At 71.1% G+C, this 17,910-nt stretch carries 13 protein-coding genes; 3 read left to right on the top strand and 10 right to left on the bottom strand.

The features are described 5' to 3' along the window. Positions 1-12: 12 nt before the first annotated feature. From ABT114_RS44830 to ABT114_RS44820, 3 genes are all read right to left on the bottom strand, one after another. A complete protein-coding gene (locus ABT114_RS44830) occupies positions 13-1,863 on the bottom strand; it encodes an acetolactate synthase large subunit (RefSeq protein ID WP_351151500.1) in 1,851 nt (616 codons plus the stop codon). Positions 1,864-2,106: 243 nt separating this feature from the next. After that, on the bottom strand, positions 2,107-5,115 hold the full coding sequence (locus ABT114_RS44825) for a putative bifunctional diguanylate cyclase/phosphodiesterase (protein WP_351151497.1): 3,009 nt from the start codon (positions 5,113-5,115) through the stop codon (positions 2,107-2,109). A gap of 394 nt (positions 5,116-5,509) precedes the next feature. Further along, the gene (locus ABT114_RS44820) at positions 5,510-6,460 is read right to left on the bottom strand and encodes a 2-hydroxyacid dehydrogenase (RefSeq protein ID WP_351151495.1); all 951 of its coding nucleotides are present in this window, start codon (positions 6,458-6,460) and stop codon (positions 5,510-5,512) included. 75 nt (positions 6,461-6,535) lie between these two features. Here ABT114_RS44820 and ABT114_RS44815 point away from each other — a divergent pair, with 75 nt between their 5' ends. Then, positions 6,536-7,534, top strand: coding sequence for an aldo/keto reductase (locus ABT114_RS44815; RefSeq protein ID WP_351151493.1), 999 nt, complete (start codon positions 6,536-6,538; stop codon positions 7,532-7,534). Between the two features lie 287 nt (positions 7,535-7,821). Continuing rightward, positions 7,822-8,991 (top strand): PQQ-dependent sugar dehydrogenase, encoded by a 1,170-nt coding sequence (locus ABT114_RS44810; protein WP_351151489.1) that lies wholly within the window; start codon positions 7,822-7,824, stop codon positions 8,989-8,991. Between the two features lie 9 nt (positions 8,992-9,000). Here the strand turns inward: ABT114_RS44810 and ABT114_RS44805 are convergent, their stop codons facing one another. From ABT114_RS44805 to ABT114_RS44775, 7 genes are all read right to left on the bottom strand, one after another. Further along, a complete protein-coding gene (locus ABT114_RS44805; RefSeq protein ID WP_351151486.1) occupies positions 9,001-9,216 on the bottom strand; it encodes a DUF6191 domain-containing protein in 216 nt (71 codons plus the stop codon). Positions 9,217-9,239: 23 nt separating this feature from the next. Continuing rightward, a complete protein-coding gene (locus ABT114_RS44800; RefSeq protein ID WP_351151483.1) occupies positions 9,240-12,290 on the bottom strand; it encodes a helix-turn-helix transcriptional regulator in 3,051 nt (1,016 codons plus the stop codon). Positions 12,291-12,538: 248 nt separating this feature from the next. After that, positions 12,539-12,724, bottom strand: coding sequence for a hypothetical protein (locus ABT114_RS44795; protein ID WP_351151480.1), 186 nt, complete (start codon positions 12,722-12,724; stop codon positions 12,539-12,541). Between the two features lie 213 nt (positions 12,725-12,937). Then, on the bottom strand, positions 12,938-13,522 hold the full coding sequence (locus ABT114_RS44790) for a hypothetical protein (protein ID WP_351151477.1): 585 nt from the start codon (positions 13,520-13,522) through the stop codon (positions 12,938-12,940). A gap of 35 nt (positions 13,523-13,557) precedes the next feature. Next, the gene (locus tag ABT114_RS44785) at positions 13,558-14,133 is read right to left on the bottom strand and encodes a GNAT family N-acetyltransferase (RefSeq protein ID WP_351151475.1); all 576 of its coding nucleotides are present in this window, start codon (positions 14,131-14,133) and stop codon (positions 13,558-13,560) included. After that, complete coding sequence (locus ABT114_RS44780) at positions 14,111-16,342, bottom strand: MMPL family transporter (protein WP_351151473.1); 2,232 nt, start codon at positions 16,340-16,342, stop codon at positions 14,111-14,113. The genes ABT114_RS44785 and ABT114_RS44780 overlap by 23 nt, the downstream gene beginning before the upstream one ends. Positions 16,343-16,556: 214 nt before the next feature. Beyond that, the gene (locus ABT114_RS44775; protein ID WP_351151470.1) at positions 16,557-16,883 is read right to left on the bottom strand and encodes a hypothetical protein; all 327 of its coding nucleotides are present in this window, start codon (positions 16,881-16,883) and stop codon (positions 16,557-16,559) included. A 197-nt stretch (positions 16,884-17,080) separates the two neighbouring features. Here ABT114_RS44775 and ABT114_RS44770 point away from each other — a divergent pair, with 197 nt between their 5' ends. Further along, the gene (locus ABT114_RS44770) at positions 17,081-17,896 is read left to right on the top strand and encodes an SAM-dependent methyltransferase (protein ID WP_351151468.1); all 816 of its coding nucleotides are present in this window, start codon (positions 17,081-17,083) and stop codon (positions 17,894-17,896) included. The last annotated feature ends 14 nt before the right edge of the window (positions 17,897-17,910 follow it).

The raw sequence follows: 17,910 nt of genomic DNA, 5'->3' as shown, positions 1-17,910 counted from the left end.
TGTCTCTCTCGCTCAGTCGTCTTCGTTGTCGCCGAAGTCGGGGCGGACGTCCCGAGCGGCCATGATCTCGTCGTTGGAGGTACCGGCGGCGACCATCGGCCACACCATGGCGTCCTCGTGGACGATGAAGTCGATCACGACCGGGCGGTCGTTGATCGAGTTCGCCTCCTCGATGCACTTGTCGAGGTCCTCGAGACGCTCACAGCGGATCGCGTAGCAGCCCATCGCCTCGGACAGCTTCACGAAGTCCGGGACGCGCGTGCCCTTGTTGGGCGGGGTCTCGCCCTCCGGGCCCGCGTGCAGCACGGTGTTGGAGTAGCGCTGGTTGTAGAACAGCGTCTGCCACTGGCGGACCATCCCGAGCGCGCCGTTGTTGATGACGGCGACCTTGATCGGGATGTTGTTCAGGGCGCAGGTGGTCAGCTCCTGATTGGTCATCTGGAAGCAGCCGTCGCCGTCGATGGCCCAGACGGTCCGGTCCGGGGCCCCGGCCTTGGCGCCCATCGCGGCGGGCACCGCGTAGCCCATGGTCCCGGCGCCGCCGGAGTTGAGCCAGGTCGCCGGCTTCTCGTACTCGATGAAGTGCGCGGCCCACATCTGGTGCTGGCCGACGCCCGCCGCGAAGATCGTGCCCTCCGGGGCGAGTTGACCGATCCGCTCGATGACCTGCTGCGGGGCGAGCGAGCCGTCCTCGGGGTGGTCGTAGCCGAGCGGGTACGTCTCGCGCCAGCGGTCGAGGTCCTTCCACCAGGCGCTGTAGTCACCGGTGTGGCCCTCGCTGTGCTCCTTCTGCACGGCCTGGACCAGGTCGGCGATGACCTCGCGGGCGTCCCCGACGATCGGCACGTCGGCGGCGCGGTTCTTGCCGATCTCCGCGGGATCGATATCGGCGTGGACGATCTTCGCGTACGGGGCGAAGCTGTCCAGCTTGCCGGTGACGCGGTCGTCGAAACGGGCTCCGAGGGCGACGATCAGGTCGGCCTTCTGCAGCGCGGTGACGGCGGTGACCGCACCGTGCATGCCCGGCATTCCCACGTGCAGCGGGTGACTGTCGGGGAACGCGCCGAGCGCCATCAGGGTGGTGGTGACGGGCGCTCCGGTGAGCTCGGCGAGGACCTTGAGCTCGGCGGTGGCATGCGCCTTCAGGACGCCGCCACCCACGTACAGGACGGGCCGCTTCGCACTCGTGATCAGCTTCGCGGCCTCGCGGATCTGCTTGGCGTGCGGCTTGGTCACGGGGCGGTAGCCGGGCAGGTCGGTCTGCGGCGGCCACGAGAACGTCGTCTGCGTTTGCAGCACGTCCTTGGGGATGTCCACGAGGACCGGGCCCGGACGGCCGGTGGAGGCGATGTGGAACGCCTCGGCGATCACCTTCGGGATGTCCTCGGGCTTGGTGACCAGGAAGCTGTGCTTGGTGATCGGCATCGTGATGCCGACGATGTCCGCCTCCTGGAAGGCGTCCGTGCCGATCGCCTTGGAGACGACCTGGCCGGTGATCGCGACCAGCGGCACCGAGTCCATGTTCGCGTCCGCGATCGGCGTGACCAGGTTCGTCGCACCCGGGCCGCTCGTCGCCATGCACACCCCGACCTTGCCGGTGGCCTGCGCGTAGCCGGTGGCCGCGTGCCCCGCGCCCTGCTCGTGACGGACGAGCACGTGGCGCACCCGGCTCGAGTCCATCATCGGGTCGTACGCCGGAAGGATCGTACCGCCGGGAATGCCGAATACGGTGTCGACCCCGACCTCCTCAAGCGAGCGGATGAGGGACTTTGCACCCGTGACGTGCTCGACGGGCGCGGACTGCTGTCCTCCGGATCGGGGCCGCGGCTGCGGATGGTGGGCCCCGGTGGCCTGCTCGGTCATCGGCATTCTCTTCTCGATGCTGAGGGTTTTTGCGAAGTTCGTGCGGTGTGCGGCTGTTGTACGCCAGGTGCCTGTGCAACAAAAAACCCCTCGTGCCGGAAGGCAAGCGAGGGGAGCGCGCCGGTGAGGTCGCTGGGGATTCCGGATCGTCCTCCGGTGGGTCCCAGCTCAGCCGACGCGCTGTCCAAGTACGAGAATTCGGGTGCGCATGGCACTGACCCTCCTCCCGGCACACACCCAGTGTCAAGCGGGTGGGACAGGAGTCTCATTATGTGAGCGGAGGGCCGCTCCGCCTCCGAGGACAGCGGGCACACCACCTGTGTACACCCCCGCACTGCCGCCCGCGAACGCCGGTTCGGCCGGTCCGTGCGGTACCGGATAGTGGCCGGAACCGAGCGCCCGGCGCAGTCGGTACTCATCCAGCGGGCCGGAGAACGCCATGCCCTGGCCATGGGTGCAGCCCATCGCGCGCAGGGCGACGACCTGCTCCGGCAGGTCCACGCCGTCGGCCACGGACTGCAGCCCGAGGTCGTTGGCGATACGCAGCAGCCCACTGGTGATCTTGTGCAGCCGTGCGGACTCCACGACCCCCTCGACAAGCGAGCGGTCGAGCTTCAGTACGTCGACGGGCAGCTTTCTGAGCGCCGTGATGGCCGCATAGCCGCTGCCGAAGCCGTCCAGGGCGATCCGGACGCCGAGGCGCCGCAGGGCGCTCAGGCGGCGCTCCAGCTCGTCCAGCGACACCCTGGGCTCGGCGTCGGCCAGCTCTATCACCAGGGACCCCGACGGCAGTCCGTGCCGGGTGAGCAGGGCCTCCACGGAGCCGAGCGGCATCGACCGTTCGAGGAGCCGGCGGGCGCCCACCCGCACGACGACGGGCACGGCGAGGCCGGCCGTGGCACGCTCGGCGGCCTGCTCGACGGCCTCCTCCAGGACCCAGCGGCCGAGCTCGGCGGTCTTGTCGCTGTCCTCCGCCACCCGCAGGAACTCGGCGGGCGTGAAGAGCACGCCCTGGGAGGAGCGCCAGCGGGCCTGGGCGGTGACCGAGGTGATCCGGCCGCCCTCCAGGCAGACCACGGGCTGGTGCAGCAGCGCGAACTCACCGTCGTGCAGCGCGGCACGCAGCCGTGTGGCCAGCTCCGCCTTCCGTACGACGTCCTGCTGCATCTGTGGCTTGTACAGCTCGACCCGGCCCTTGCCGCTCGCCTTGGCGCGGTACATGGCGAGGTCGGCGTTGCGCAGCAGTTCGCCCGTGCCGAGGCCGGGTTCGGCGAAGGCGACGCCGATGGACGCGGCGACCCGGACGTCGTTGCCGTCGATCACGTACGGCTGCGAGAGCGTGACCCTGAGGCGGTCGGCGAGCTCCAGGATGTTGCGTTCGCGAGCAGTACGGTCACGGCTGCCGTCGCCGACGATCAGGGCCGCGAACTCGTCGCCGCCCAGCCGGGACGCCGTGTCCCCGTGCCGGACCGCGTCCTGGAGTCTGCGGGCGGCCTGGACGAGCAGCTGGTCCCCGGCCTGGTGCCCGATCGTGTCGTTGACGGCCTTGAAACCGTCCAGGTCGATGAAGAGAACGGCCGTGCCCCGCAGGGCGGCCCCGCGGTCGGAGGAACGGCGGCCGGACAGCGCCTGCTGCACTCGCTTGGTGAACAGCGCGCGGTTGGGCAGGTCGGTGAGCGGGTCGTGCTCGGCGTTGTGCTGGAGCTGCGCCTGCAGCCGCACCCGTTCGGTCACGTCCCGGCTGTTGAAGATCAGGCCGCCCTGGTGGCGGTTGACAGTGGACTCGACGTTCAGCCAGCCGCCGTCGCCGGACCTGAAGCGGCACTCGATGCGGGTGGTGGGCTCTTCGAGGGGGCTGGCGGCGACGAAGCGGCGCACTTCGTGCACCACGCAGCCCAGATCCTCCGGGTGGATGAGAGCGGCCAGTTCCGTTCCGACGAGATCCTCCGCGGGCCGTCCGTAGACCCCGGCGGCGGCCGGGGAGACGTACCGGAGGATGCCGTTGGGCGCGGCGATCATGATGACGTCGCTGGAGCCCTGTACCAGGGAGCGGAAGTGGTTCTCCTTCTGCGCCAGCTCCTGGGTGAGGGTGATGTTGTCGAGCAGCATGATGCCCTGGCGCACCACGAGGGCGAGCACGACCGTGCCACCGGTGAGGAGCACCACGCGGTCGACGCTGTGTCCGTTGAGGACGTTGTAGAGGATGCCCAGGGGGCAGACGGCGGCGGCGAGGTAGGGCGTGAGGGCGGCCAGGGAGCCGGTGATGGGTCGGGTGGTCGGATACCGGCCGCGGTCACCTTCCTGCGGCGGCCCCTGCGGCGGCGCGGGATGGTGGCCGCCGGCGCGCTGCCCGGGCAGGTGCTCGCGCACCACGCGCGTGTGCCCTTCGTCGTCCGTCGGCCCGTGCCGACGGGAAGCGGCCCAGGGGGCGTACGCGAGGAGCAGCGAGCCGGCGAACCAGCCCGCGTCGAGCAGCTGGCCGGAGTGGTAGTTGTTGTGCAGCAGTGGCGAGGTGAACAGGGCGTCGCACATCACGGTCAGGGCGAGCGCGCAGATCGCGGTGTTGACCGCGGCGCGGTTGACCGCCGAACGTCGGAAGTGCAGCGCGAGCACCATGCTGACCAGGGCGATGTCGAGCAGCGGGTAGGCCAGCGACAGCGCGGTGTGCGCCACGCTCGGCCCGTCGAGCTTCGCGGCCTGGGCGAGCGCGAGGCTCCAGGACAGCGTGAGCAGCGAGCCGCCGATCAGCCAGGCGTCCAGCGCCAGGCAGACCCAGCCCGCCTTCGTCACGGGCCGCTTGGCCAGCACCAGCAGCCCCACGATCGCGGGCGGCGCGAAGCACAGGAAGAACAGGTCGGCGTAGCTGGGGCTGGGCACGGGCCGCTCCAGGACGACCTCGTACCACCCCCACACGCCGTTGCCCAGGGCCGCCATCGTCGAGGAGAGGGTGAACAGCAGCCAGGCGGATCGAAAGCGGACGTGGCGGGTGTGCGCGTAGCGGTAGCACGACACGGCGGCCGTGGCCGCCGCGGCGCTCAGGCCGAAGTCGCCCATGATCAGCGCGACTTCGCTCGAGCCCCAGCCGAACGCGGAACCGACGGCGTATCCCGCGCACACCAGGGCCAGTACGATTTGGGGGACCATGCTCGGTCCGCCGCCGGGGACCGGCCGGCGGAACAGCGGCGCCTGCGATGGAGGCTGTGCCCGCAGCGCTCCGTCGAGGGTGGTCACGGAAGGCGGGGGCGAGCTCACCGGGCCCTCCCGGTCCGCGCCGTTCCCACGTCCCGCGGGTCCAGGTGCGCTGGGTGCGCGTGCCTCCTGTGGCAGCTGTGCCTGCGGTGATGATGGCTCTGATGACCGCCGTGATCGGCGTGATGACCGTGTCTGCGCGCGGCCGCGCGCCAGGGCCGCCGCCGGTGGCCCCGACGCGTCGGGTCGTTCGTCCATAGGCCGTGCATCGCCCGTCGCCCCCCTCACAAGTCTCAAATGTCCGTCCCCGGCGCCGAACGGTGCGCGGCGCAGCCCCTTTCGGGACGATACACCAGTCTCGTCACTCAGGGACATAGGGTCTCTACGCTCCGTGACCGCCCAGGCGGGCGTGAGCACGCATAGCGTCCGGAAGACTGCGGAGGGTACTCGAACCGGATTACACGTCTGTTGCGCCCGTCGTACGGGTCACGTGCCGCAGCGGCTCCCGGTTCACGAAACGCCCCAACTGGTCCACCAGCAGCCGCTTCGCGCGCGGCAGGAACGCGGACGTCGGACCGCCGACGTGCGGGCTGATCAGCACGCCCGGCGCGTGCCACAACGGGTGTCCCTGGGGCAGCGGTTCGGGGTCCACGACGTCCAGGGCGGCGGTGATGCGGCCGCTCTCCAGCTCGGCGAGCAGGGCCTTGGTGTCGACGACGGGCCCGCGGGCCACATTGACCAGCAGCGCACCGTCCTTCATGCGTGCCAGGAAGCCGCCGTCGACGAGGCCGCGCGTGCTGTCCGTCAGGGGCGTGGAGAGGATGACCACGTCCGCCTCCGGGAGCAGGGAGGGCAGTTCGGTGAGCGGATGCACTGGACCGCGCGCTGTGGTGCGCTCGGAGCGCGCGACGCGCGCCACCCGCGCTACCTCGAACGGAACGAGCCGGTCCTCGATGGCCTCGCCGATGGCCCCGTAGCCGACGACGAGGACGGTCTTGTCGGCCAGCGCCGGCCGGAACCCACCGAGCCACCGGCCCTTGTCCTGAGCCCGTACGAAGTCGGGGATGCCCCGCAGCGAGGCGAGGATCAGGGCCAGCGTGAGCTCGGCGGTGCTCGCGTCGTGCACACCGCGCGCGTTGCACAACCGCACCCCGGGGCGCAGGTACTTGAGTCCGGGCTCCACGCTGTCGGTGCCGGCGGACAGCGTCTGGACCACTTCCACGGAGCTCATCTCCGGCAGGGGGCGCAGGCCGACCTCGCTGGGCTTCATGTACGGCACGACGTAGAAGGCGCAGTCGGCCGGGTCTGCGGGAAACTCCGGGGCACCATCCCAGAACAGGTAGTTGGGACCCTGCGGAAGCCCCTCGATCTCGTCCGGCGGGATGGGAAGCCACACGTCAGCACTCATGGTCAGGAGGCTATGTCAGGGCGGCTGAGAGGCAGAGGTTAGGTTGGGGGTCAGGAGAGGGAGGTTCACGAGCAGGTGGAGCGCAGGACGATCGGCGCCGGGGCGCTCGCGATGGGGGCCGTCGGACTCGGGTGCATGCCGATGAGCTGGGCGTACAGCGGGTCGCGGCAGCGGGGCGACGAGTCGCTCAGGGCGGTGCACCGGGCCCTGGACCTGGGCTCGACGCTGCTGGACACGGCCGACATGTACGGCCCGTTCACCAACGAACTCTTGGTGGGGCGGGCGTTGAAGGAGCGGCGCGAGGACGCGTTCGTGTCCACGAAGGTCGGCCTGCTGGTGGGCGAGCAGCACATCGTGGCCAATGGGCGCCCCGGTTATGTGAAGCGGGCGTGCGACGCCTCGCTGCGGCGCCTCCAGACGGACGTGATCGACCTCTACCAGCTGCACCGGGCCGACCCCGAGGTCCCCGTCGAGGAGACCTGGGGCGCGATGGCGGAGCTCGTGCGGGCCGGGAAGGTACGGGCGCTCGGGCTGTGCGCGGTGGGCGCGCGGGGCGGACGACGGTCCGGGGCTCGGCTGCACGACGGGACGATCCGGCAGCTGCAGCGGGTGCAGCAGGTCTTCCCCGTGAGCGCGGTGGAGGCCGAACTGTCCGTGTGGTCGCCGGAGGCCCTGGACGCCCTGCTGCCGTGGTGCGAGGCGCGCGGCGTCGGCTTCCTGGCGGCCATGCCCCTCGGCAACGGCTTCCTGACCGGCACGCTGACACCCGGCGAGGGCTTCGAACCGGACGACATGCGCGCCCGCCACCCCCGCTTCACCGCCGAGATGATGGCCGCGAACCAGCCGATCGTCGCCGGCCTGCGCCGGGTGGCCCGACGACACGGCGAGGACGTCACGGCGGCCCAGGTGGCACTGGCATGGGTCCTGGCCCAGGGCCGCCACGTGGTCCCGGTGCCGGGGGCCAAGCAGGAGCGCTGGGTGGCGGAGAACGCGGCAGCGGCCGGACTGCACCTGACGGCACAGGACCTGACGGAGGTGGCGGCGCTGCCGGGGGCGGTGGGGTCTTGGGACTGACGGGGGTGTGGGCTCGGGTAGACAAGGGCGCGGCGCGGGACTGAGGGGGGTGCGGACGCCGACGGACTCGTGCGCCGTCGGAAGCGCGTAGCCGTCGGAGGCGCGTAGCCGTAGCCGTCGGAGGCGTCGGTACTGACGGGGTTGACCGACGGACCCGGGGGTCGGCATACCCGCGGGCCGACAGACCCGGTGCCCGCCGACTCGTTCCCGCATCGGGTGTCTGTGATCGGGAACCCGTGAGGCGCGAGCGGTGTAAGACAAGTAGAACCCGCCGCGTCGAAGGGACCATGATCGTGCAACGTCGAGCTGTGACGGCCGTGTTGGCTGCGGGCGCGCTTCTGTGGATGGCCGGCTGCTCCTCCGACGGCGGAGGCTCACCGAGCGATGAAGGAAGCACGTCACCAAGTCGTACGAGCGCTCAGGCGTCCCCTTCCGAGCAGGCGACTGAAGAGACCCCGCCCGCGAAGGGGTCGGTGAAGGTGCTGCGCACGGTCACCGAGGACCTGAAGACTCCCTGGGGCCTGGCCCCGCTCGCCGACGGTGGTCTGCTCGTCTCCTCCCGGGACGAGGGGACGATCACCCGGGTCGACGAGCAGACCGGCAAGAAGACGGAACTGGGCGAGGTGCCGGGGGTGTCCGCGGCCGGCGAGGGCGGCCTCCTGGGCATCGCGCTCTCCCCGGACTACGCCTCGGACCACATGATCTACGCGTACTTCACCTCGGCCTCGGACAACCGCATCGTCCGCATGCTCTACGACGACAAGAAGCCCGCAGGCGAGCAGCTGGGCGCGCCCGACACAGTCTTCAAGGGCATTCCCAAGGGCGTGATCCACAACGGTGGCCGGATCGCCTTCGGTCCGGACCGGATGCTCTACGTCGGCACGGGCGAGAGCGGTGACGGCAACCTGTCCCAGGACAAGAAGTCCCTGGGCGGCAAGATTCTCCGCCTGACCCCGGAGGGCGAACCGGCGCCTGGGAACCCGTTCCCCGACTCCCCGGTGTACTCGTACGGCCACCGGAACGTCCAGGGCCTGGCCTGGGACTCCAAACAGCGCCTGTTCGCCTCGGAGTTCGGCCAGGACACCTGGGACGAGCTGAACGCGATCAAGCCGGGCGACGACTACGGCTGGCCGAATGCCGAAGGCAAGTCCTCCAACCCGAAGTACCACAACCCGATAGCCCAGTGGCGCACGGACGACGCCTCCCCCAGCGGTATCGCCTATGCCGAGGGCTCCATCTGGATGGCGGGCCTGAAGGGACAGCGCCTGTGGCGCATCCCGCTGAAGGGCACGGAGGCGTCGGCGACCCCGCAGGCATTCCTCACCGGCGAATACGGCCGCCTGCGCACCGTGGTGTCGGCGGGTGGAGACAAACTGTGGCTGGTCACGAGCAACACGGACGGCCGAGGGAACCCGAAGCAGGGGGACGACCGGATCCTGGAACTGGAAGTGAGCTGAGCACGGCGCTCACTCCGCATCGGAGTCGGACCCGCCGGACTCCCCGGACTCCTCTACAGCCGCCGACTGGGGCGGACGTACGACGACCTTCCCGGACGCGAGATCTATCGGCCCGCGTCCGGGGTCGCTGTCCCCGGTGTCCTCCCGGGTCAGCTCCAGTCGGTTCTGCTCGTCGCGGGTGTGTTTGCGGCCTGGTGCGAAGAGTTCCTCGAAGGCGTTGAACACAGGTCCTCCTCCTGCCGGTCCCCCTACAGCGTACGGCTCATGTCCGCCGTCCCGGAGGAGAACTCGTCGGACGGGAACAGCCCCATCCGATGCGCCACTGCCGCCGCCTCCCCCCTTCCCGAGACACCGAGCTTGCCCAGGATGTTGGAGACATGGACGCTGGCCGTCTTCGGGGAGATGAAGAGTTCCTCGGCTATCTGGCGGTTGGTGCGGCCGATGGAGACCAGGCGCAGGACGTCCCGTTCCCGGCTGGTGAGACCGAGGGCTTCGGCAGGGTCGGTCGTCCGCTCCGGGGCGCGGGTCAGGGAGAGGCGGGCGCGCTGGGCGAGCAGGCTGACTGCGTCGGCGAGGTTGCGGGCGCCGAGGTGTTCGGCGACGGCGTGGGCCAGGCGGAGCAGCTCGGTGGCGCGGGCGCGCTCGTCCTCGCCGCCGGTGACGAGGAGGGCCTCGGCAAGCCGGTGCCGGATGCGGGCGAGGTCGTAGGGGCGCTCCAGCTGTTCGAAGGCGGTGACCACCTCCGACCAGGTGTCGGCGGTGGCCCGGCCCTCGGCTCGGTGCAGTTCGGCACGGACCCACTTCTCGTGCGCGAGCCAGACAGGTGCGTCCGTGGTGAGGTTCTTGACCGACTCCAGGATGCGCTCCAGGACCTGCCGGCGACCCTGCTGCGCGGCGGGCAGGGCGCGGGCGTCGGCCTCGGCGGTGGCGGCGGCCAGCAGCAGGGGCCAGGCGTAGCTCTGAGTGCCGGGTGAGAAGCCGGCGTCGAGGGTGCGGTCGAGCGCCGCGCGGGCGTCGAGGAGGCGGCCTTCGGCGGCGGTGACTCCGATGGTGACGCAGGCCAGCGGAATCGACTGCTGGGGTGTGGCGTCGCGGGAACCGATGTGTACGTTCGCCGCGGCCAACCGGCGTCCGGCTTCGGTCAGGTCACCCCGGGACAGGGCGAGTTGGGCCAGACGGAGGGCGCCGGCGCTCGACGACCTGGTGTCCTGTCCGCGCCGTATCGCGTTCTGCGCCGTATCGGCGGCGGCGTCCCAGCGGCCGAGCGAGTACAGCGATTCGGAGAGGTTGCCCCACACCCAGCCCTCGGAGTCCACGAGGCCGAACTTCCGGGTGTAGTCGGCGCCCTCCTCAAGCAGCGAGACGGCTTCCTGGGAGCGGCCTATGGCCTCCAGCTTCGCGGGCAGGTTCACGTAGGCGCGGCCGCCGACGTAGGCGATGCCGAGGTCGAGCGCCCGCTCCTTGACCTCGTACATCTGAGCGAGTCCGGCGTCGAGGTCTCCGGCGTCGACCATGAGGCCGCCGAGGGTGAGGCGGGCGTTCAGTTCGATCTCGCCGGCGCCCACCATGCGTGCGTACTCCACGGCGCGCTCGGCGGCCGAGAGGGCCTCGGGTCCGGGCTCGTGCGCCATCAGCCAGGCGGCCACGTTGCCCAGCACCTCGGCGTGCACCTCCGAGGGCGGCAGACCGCGCACGAGTTCCTGGGCGGTGGCCAGTTCCGCCCAGCCGTCACCGCGGGCCAGTGCCTGCACCAGACGGGAGCGCTGGCCCCAGAACCAGGCGGCGCGCAGGGGATCGTCCTCGTCGTCCAGCAGGCGCAGCGCCCGCTTGGTGATCTGCAGGGCGCGTTCGCGTTCGCCGCAGAAGCGGCCCGCGACGGCCGCCTCGGCCATCAGGTCGAGGAAACGCAGGGAGGTGGAGGCGGGTTCGCAGCCGTAGGGAGGGTAGGCCGTCGCGTAGTCGAGGGGGCGCAGCCCGGCCCGTATGTCCTCGGGGGCGCCGTCCCACAGTTCCATCGCACGTTCGAGCAGCCGCAGCTGCTCGCTGTAGGCGTGCCGGCGGCGGGCCGTGGCGGAGGCGTCGAGGACGGCGGGCAGGGCCTTGGCCGGGTCGTGGGAGTGGTACCAGTAGCTGGCCAGGCGCATGACGCGGTCGGCGGCGGGGACGAGCGTCGGGTCGGTCTCCAGGGCCTCGGCGTAGCGGCGGTTGAGGCGGGAGCGTTCGCCGGGGAGCAGGTCGTCGCTGACGGCCTCGCGGACCAGGGAGTGACGGAAGCGGTAGCCGTCGCCGATCGGGGTGGCGAGCAGGATGTGGGCGTTCACGGCGGCGCGCAGCGCCTCGATGAGGTCGTCCTCGGTGAGCCGGGCGACCGCGGCGAGCAGCCGGTACTCGACGGTGGAGCCGCCCTCCGCGACGATCCGGGCGACGTTCTGGGCGCTCTCGGGCAGGCTCTCGACGCGGACCAGTAGCAGGTCGCGCAGTGAGTCGGTGAGGCCGGTACGGCAGCCCTCGCCGGCGGCGACGGCGAGTTCCTCGACGAAGAAGGCGTTGCCGTCGGAGCGTTCGAAGATGTCGTCGACCTGGGCGGGGTCCGGTTCGGTGGCGAGGATGCCGGCGATCTGGCGGCCCACCTCGGCCCGGTTGAAGCGGGCGAGTTCGAGGCGGCGAACCGTGCGCAGCCGGTCGAGTTCGGCGAGCAGGGGCCGGAGCGGGTGGCGGCGGTGAATGTCGTCGGCGCGGTAGGTGGCGAGGACGACGAGGCGGCCGGTGCGCAGGGTGCGGAAGAGGTAGGCGAGGAGGTGGCGGGTGGAGGCGTCAGCCCAGTGCAGGTCTTCCAGGGCGACGACGACGGTGCGGTCGGCGGCGACCCGCTCCAGCAGCCGTGCGGTGAGTTCGAAGAGGCGGGCCATGCCCTCCTCGTCGTGCCGCCCGGAGCCGCTCTCGCCGAGTTCCGGCAGCAGCCTGGCCAGTTCCTCCTCCTGCCCGGCGGCCGCGGCGGCCAGTTCGTCGGGCAGTTCGCGGCGCAGGGCGCGCAGGGCGGTGGAGAACGGGGCGAAGGGCAGACCGTCGGCGCCGATCTCGACACAGCCGCCCAGCGCGACGACGGCGCCCCGGCGGCAGGCGGCGGTCGCGAACTCCTCGACGAGCCGGGTCTTGCCGACCCCGGCCTCCCCGCCGATCAGCAACGCCTGCGGCTCGCCCGCGGCGGCACGGGCGAGCGCGTCGTCCAGCGCGCCCAGCTCCTCGGCACGGCCCACGAACACGGGGCTGACGGACCTGTTCTCCACAGGCCCGAGCATCGCACAGCGGTCGGACAGCGCCCCAACGGTTATCGGAAGCGCGACGGCGGTCCCGGCCGGTGTCCCGGCCGGTGCCCCGCGATCCGGCGGGACGGGTCGGCCGACCCCCGTACGGCCGGCCCCATCCGGCGGGACCGGCCGACCGACCCTCACACGGCCGGCCCCCGTACGGCCATCCCCTCGCGTCTCGAGGCCCCCGGCCGGGGCATCCTGCTGTGGGGCGCCGTCCGCCCGCGCCCCTCCGCCGCTCACGCGGCGCGTGTCAGCCAGTGCCGGCGAGGGCGGTGGGTATGCGATTCGCTCTCCGTGGTCCGTTCGGCGGCCTCGCGGCGGGCGGCGCGGCGGCTTCGGACGACCGCGCGAGCCAGCCGCTCCTGCTCGGCCTGGCGGATCCGCTCGGCGGAACGGATCTGCTGGAGTTCGTACTCGTACATGGTGTGCCCCCTGTGAGGTGAGAGTCGGGCTGGTGCCATCGCTCGCTGCGATGTCTCAACCTTCGTCTCCCAGGGGGGTCCGCCACATCGGGAGAGTTCCGCATCTTCCGCGGGCGGCGGGGCCTTAGACGTGCGTAAGGGGTCTTAGGGCATCCGTAAGTGCCTTACGGATGCCCTAAGACCCCTTGGGGACCTGCGGGGATGGCCTGTGGCTCAGCTCGCGGAGGGCAGGCCGAGCAGGACGTCCGTGTACTTGAGGACGGCCAGGAGGAGGCCGATGACGCCCAGCGAGACACCGGCCCAGGCGACCGACTTGATCCACGGGGCCTGCGGCTTGGCGGGGGCTCCGAAGGCGGGCCGGGCGAGGACCACGACGCCGACGATCAGCGCGGCCAGCGCGAACAGGCCGCCCCACAGCGCGGTGGTGTGCCAGGCGTCGCCGTAGACCTCCTTGATCTGCGTAGCGACGCTCGCCGTCGACGAGGTCTGGAGCTGGCCGACGAGCGTCTCGCGCGCGGCGGCCACGGTGGAGATCCAGCCGCCGGTGAGCGAGACGACACCGAGCCCGGCGGAGACCACGGCACCGGCGCCCTGGCCGACCCCGGAGGGGCCCTCCGCCTGTGCCTCGGTGTCCGCCTCGAACAGCTCGTCGCCGTCCTCGGCCTCGGTCTCGGTCTCGGTCTCGGTCTCCGTCACCTCGTCCGGGGCGTCGGTCTTGGTGACGTCCACCTTCTCCTCGTCGGTCGTCGCCTCGGCGCCCGTCTCGGCACCGGTCTCGTCAACAGTCTTCGTTCCCATGCCCCGCACCGTACGGACGGAGTCTGAGAGCGCCCTTAATGATCGTTGTGACCGGTACGCGCGCGTGCCTCGCGCCACTCGGGGGCGAGGACGGACCACACCTCGAGGTCGTGCCGTACGCCGCGGTGGGGGTGGGCCTGCCGGTGCACGCCGTCCCGGGTCATGCCCAGCCTGCGGGCGACGTTCAGGCTCGGCTGGTTGCCCGCGGCGGCGACCCACTCGACCCGGTGGATCCCGCGCTGCTCGACGGCGAAGTCGATGAGCACCCGCATCGCGCGCGTGATCAGCCCGCGCCCCGTGCCGGCGGGTTCCAGCCAGCAGCCGACCTCGCAGTTGCCGTTGGCGGCGTCGAAGTTCAGGAAGAGCACCCCGCCCACGAGCTTCCCGTTCAGCCACAGGCCGTGCAGGGACCCGGTGTCGGCGGCGCGCATGTCGGCGTAGCGCTGGAGCATGGCCCGCGTGGACGCGACGTCCGTCTCCTTCGACCCGAAGGCGATGAACTGCCCGATGAACTCCCTCCCCCGGTCCAGATGCGCCAGGAACTCCTCGGCGTGCCAGGGCTCCAGCGGCCGCAGCTCGGCCCCGTCGTCACCCAGCGATATCGCGTACATTCTGCTCCCTCCCCTGCTCCGGTACGTCCGTGATGTCCGCGAGCCTCTCATGGGCGGCGCGGCACTCGGGCGGTTCGATGCTGATGCGCGGCAGGCCGCGGTCGAGCCAGCGGGGCAGCCACCAGTTGGCGCCGCCGAGCAGGTGCATCAGGGCGGGCACGAGCAGGGTGCGCAGGACGAAGGCGTCGACGGCGACGGCGGAGGCCAGCGCGATGCCGAACATGGCGATCACGCGGTCGCCGCTGAGCACGAAGGCGAGGAAGACGGAGATCATGATGACCGCGGCGGAGTTGATCACCCGGCTGGTCTCGGCGAGGCCGACGCGGACGGCCCGGCGGTTGTCGCCGGTCTCCAGCCACTCCTCGTACATCCGGCTGACCAGGAAGACCTGGTAGTCCATCGACAGTCCGAAGAGCACCGACACCATGATCACGGGAAGGAAGGGCTCGATCGGGCCCGCGCGGCCCAGGCCGAGCAGTTCGCTGCCCCAGCCCCACTGGAAGACCGCGACGACGATGCCGAAGGCGGCGGCGACGGCTGCCACGTTCATCACGGCGGCCTTGAGCGGGATGCCGAGGGAGCGGAAGGCGAGCAGGAGCAGTACGCAGCCGAGCCCGATGACGACCCCGACGAACAGCGGCAGCTTGCCGACGATCACGCCCGCGAAGTCGTCGTAGGAGGCTGTCACCCCACCGACCCGCACGTCGAGGGAGGTGCCCGCCTCGGCGCGTGGCAGTACCTCGGTGCGCAATCGGTCGACGAGGTCGCTGGTCCTTCGGGACTGCGGCGCGGAGTCGGGGACGACGGTGAAGTACGCGGTGCGGCTGAGGGAGTCGTACGTCACCGGCGTCACCGACGCGACGCCCTCGGCGGTGCGCAGCGTGGCGTCGAGGTTGTCGAGGGCGAGCCTGTCCTCGGCCCCGTCGACCCTGGTGACGAGGGTGAGGGGGCCGTTGACGCCGGGGCCGAAGCCGTCCGCGAGGAGGTCGTACGCCTGGCGCGTGGTGGCGGACTTCGGGTCGTTGCCCTGGTCGGAGGTGCCCAGTCGCAGGGAGAACGTGGGCAGCGCGAGGACGGCGATGACGACGACTGCGACGGTGCCGAGCAGCTTGGGGTGGCGCTCGACGAACGCCGACCAGTGGGCGGCGAACCCGGTCGGCAGTTCCGGCTCGGGCCCGTGGTCGACCAGCCGGCGTCGCTCGCGGCGGCTCAGGGCACGCATGCCGATGAAGGACAGCAAGGCGGGCAGCAGGGTCACCGAGGCCGCGACCGTCAGCACGACGGTGAGTGAGGCGGCTATCGCGACGCCGTTGAGGAAGTTCAGCCGCAGGATCAGCATCCCCAGCAGGGCGATGCAGACGGTGGCACCGGCGAAGACGACCGCACGTCCGGTGGTGGCGACGGCGTTGGTGACCGCCTCGGCGACCGGCAGACCACGTTTCAGACCACGCCGGTGCCGGGTGACGATGAACAGGGCGTAGTCGATGCCGACGCCCAGCCCGATCAGCATGCCGAGCATGGGGGCGAAGTCGGCGACGGTCATGGTGTGCCCGAGCAGCACGATTCCGGCGTACGCGGTGCCCACGCCCACCAGGGCGGTGGCGATGGGCAGCAGTGAGGCGGCGAGCGAGCCGAAGGCGAGGAACAGCACGACCGCGGCCACGACCACGCCGACCACCTCGGAGAGGTGCCCGCCCGACGACTCGGTGAGCGCGATGGCGCTGCCGCCCAGCTCCACCTGGAGCCCGCCGCTCTCGGCCGCCTTGGCGGCGTCGACCACGGCCTGCGCCTCGGACTTCGTGATCTCCTCGGCCGGGTCGTCGAAGGTGACGGTGGCGTACGCCGTACGTCCGTCGTCGCTGATCCGGCTCGTGCCCTGGACGTCGCCGTACGGGCCGGCCACGGAGGCGACGCCGGGCAGGTCCGTGATCTTCTCCAGGACGCGGGTCATCGTCTGTTCGACGTCGGCGGCGTGGACGGTGCCGGACCCGGTGTGCCAGACGACCGTGTCGCTGTCGCCGCCGAGGCCCGGGAAGCCGTCCTCGAGCAGCTGGGTGGCGCGGCCCGACTCGGTGCCGGGGACCTCGTAGTCGTTGGAGTACGCGGAGCCGGTGACGGCGGCGGCCGCGATCATCCCGCCGAAAGCGAGGAGCCACAGCACAACGACGACGAGGCGGCGTTGGACACACCAGCGCGCAAGGGCTGCCACGAACGTACTCCCGGGACGACTATGTGTGGATCTTTGACCGGGAACAGTCGTCTATTAACTGAACAGCCCTCAAAGAACGCATGAGCAATGTGACGTCACTCTTTCAGGCGTAACTGATCGTTTGTCGCTTTCGTGGGCTTATTCACAAGAGTGGGAGGCGCCTCGCAGGACAGTTCCATGAACTCTGTCGCGCCGGCGGGTACTTCAGACGAATTCAGTCGAATTGGTCGCCGATCGCCATCACCATCACTCCGGCGATCAGAAGCCACAGGGCCCGCCGGGTGTGTCCCCGAAAACCCAGGACCGCCGCGAGCGCGCAGACGGCGGCGCCGAGGGCGTAGGCCGCCGGGGCGAGGGCGGGAACGGAACCGGCGCAACGGAGCAGTGCCGCGGCCAGGCCCGCCAGGGTGAGCAGGGTTCCGGTACCGGTCGCCGTCCAGCGGGCCCGGCGCGCGTCCTCGGCCTGGTCCTCCACCTCGTGCGCCTCGGCTATGTCGGCATCCCTCTCGGCATCCGTCTCGGAATCAGTACGACCACTCATGGCGGGCGAGCGTAGTCCCTCCGGCTGAGAAAACCGGCTGCGGGGAGTGTCGCCGACTGCTAGGACAGGTCCTAGAGCGTCCCGGCCGTCCGCAACCCCGGCACATCGCCGCCGACCCGAGCAGGTGCATTGTTTGAAGGTCCGACCGAGCTCCTACGCCATCCCCTCTTCCAAGGACCCAAGGAGCCCGTTCACCGATGCCCGACACCACACCCGACATCACTCAGAGGACCTCGACAGACGCCCTCACTAGCCGCCTGACCCAGTCCCGCTACCCGCGCAGCAACCGCTACGACGTCCGCTGGACCATCGAGAACCAGATGGGCCCGCACGCGCTGTGGCTGCTGGAGTGGCTGGCCCCCGCCCTCGGCCTGGACACCCTGCGCCCCGGCGCACGCGTCCTCGACCTGGGGTGCGGCCGCGCCATGACCTCCGTCTTCCTCGCGAAGGAGTACGACGTCCAGGTCACCGCGGCCGATCTGTGGGTGAAGCCCGACGAGAACGCCGCGCGCATCGCCGAGGCAGGCGTCGCCGACCGGGTCCTGCCCGTGTTCGCGGAGGCGCACGACCTGCCGTTCGGCGAGGGCACGTTCGACGCGATCGTCTCCATCGACGCGTACCAGTACTTCGGCACCAACGACCTGTATCTGCCCACGCTGACCCGGCTGCTCAAGCCCGGCGGGCGGATCGGTGTCGTCGTACCCGCGCTGCGGGAGGAGCCGGAGGGCGCCGAGCCGCCGGAGCATCTGAAGCCGTTCTGGGACCCCGGCTTCTGGGCCTTCCACTCCGCTGCCTGGTGGCGGCGCCACTGGACCCGCAGCGGCGCCGTGGCGGTCGAGACCGCCGAGTGGCAGCCCGACGGCTGGAAGGACTGGCTGCTGTGGAGCGAGGCGTGCGCCGAGGAGAGCCCGAGCGAGTTCATGGCCGGCATGGCCCGTGAGTCGGTCGGGCTGATGCGCGCCGACGAAGGCCGCGCGCTCGGCTTCGTACGAGTGGTCGGTCGCCGCCTCTGAGCACAGGCGATCAC

This window comes from Streptomyces sp. NPDC002088 (assembly GCF_040296605.1).
Lineage (GTDB): Bacteria > Actinomycetota > Actinomycetes > Streptomycetales > Streptomycetaceae > Streptomyces.
The sequence above is the reverse complement of the archived record's forward strand: the minus strand, read 5'-3'. Positions and strand labels throughout refer to the sequence as shown.

Excerpts from the sequence above, each read along its gene's own strand:
- ABT114_RS44830 (WP_351151500.1), bottom strand. The coding sequence starts at position 1,863 with ATGACCGAGCAGGCCACCGGGGCCCACCATCCGCAGCCGCGGCCCCGA.
- ABT114_RS44820 (WP_351151495.1), bottom strand. The coding sequence starts at position 6,460 with ATGAGTGCTGACGTGTGGCTTCCCATCCCGCCGGACGAGATCGAGGGG.
- ABT114_RS44810 (WP_351151489.1), top strand. The coding sequence starts at position 7,822 with ATGATCGTGCAACGTCGAGCTGTGACGGCCGTGTTGGCTGCGGGCGCG.
- ABT114_RS44800 (WP_351151483.1), bottom strand. The coding sequence starts at position 12,290 with ATGCTCGGGCCTGTGGAGAACAGGTCCGTCAGCCCCGTGTTCGTGGGC.
- ABT114_RS44795 (WP_351151480.1), bottom strand. The coding sequence starts at position 12,724 with ATGTACGAGTACGAACTCCAGCAGATCCGTTCCGCCGAGCGGATCCGC.
- ABT114_RS44790 (WP_351151477.1), bottom strand. The coding sequence starts at position 13,522 with ATGGGAACGAAGACTGTTGACGAGACCGGTGCCGAGACGGGCGCCGAG.
- ABT114_RS44785 (WP_351151475.1), bottom strand. The coding sequence starts at position 14,133 with ATGTACGCGATATCGCTGGGTGACGACGGGGCCGAGCTGCGGCCGCTG.
- ABT114_RS44775 (WP_351151470.1), bottom strand. The coding sequence starts at position 16,883 with ATGAGTGGTCGTACTGATTCCGAGACGGATGCCGAGAGGGATGCCGAC.
- ABT114_RS44770 (WP_351151468.1), top strand. The coding sequence starts at position 17,081 with ATGCCCGACACCACACCCGACATCACTCAGAGGACCTCGACAGACGCC.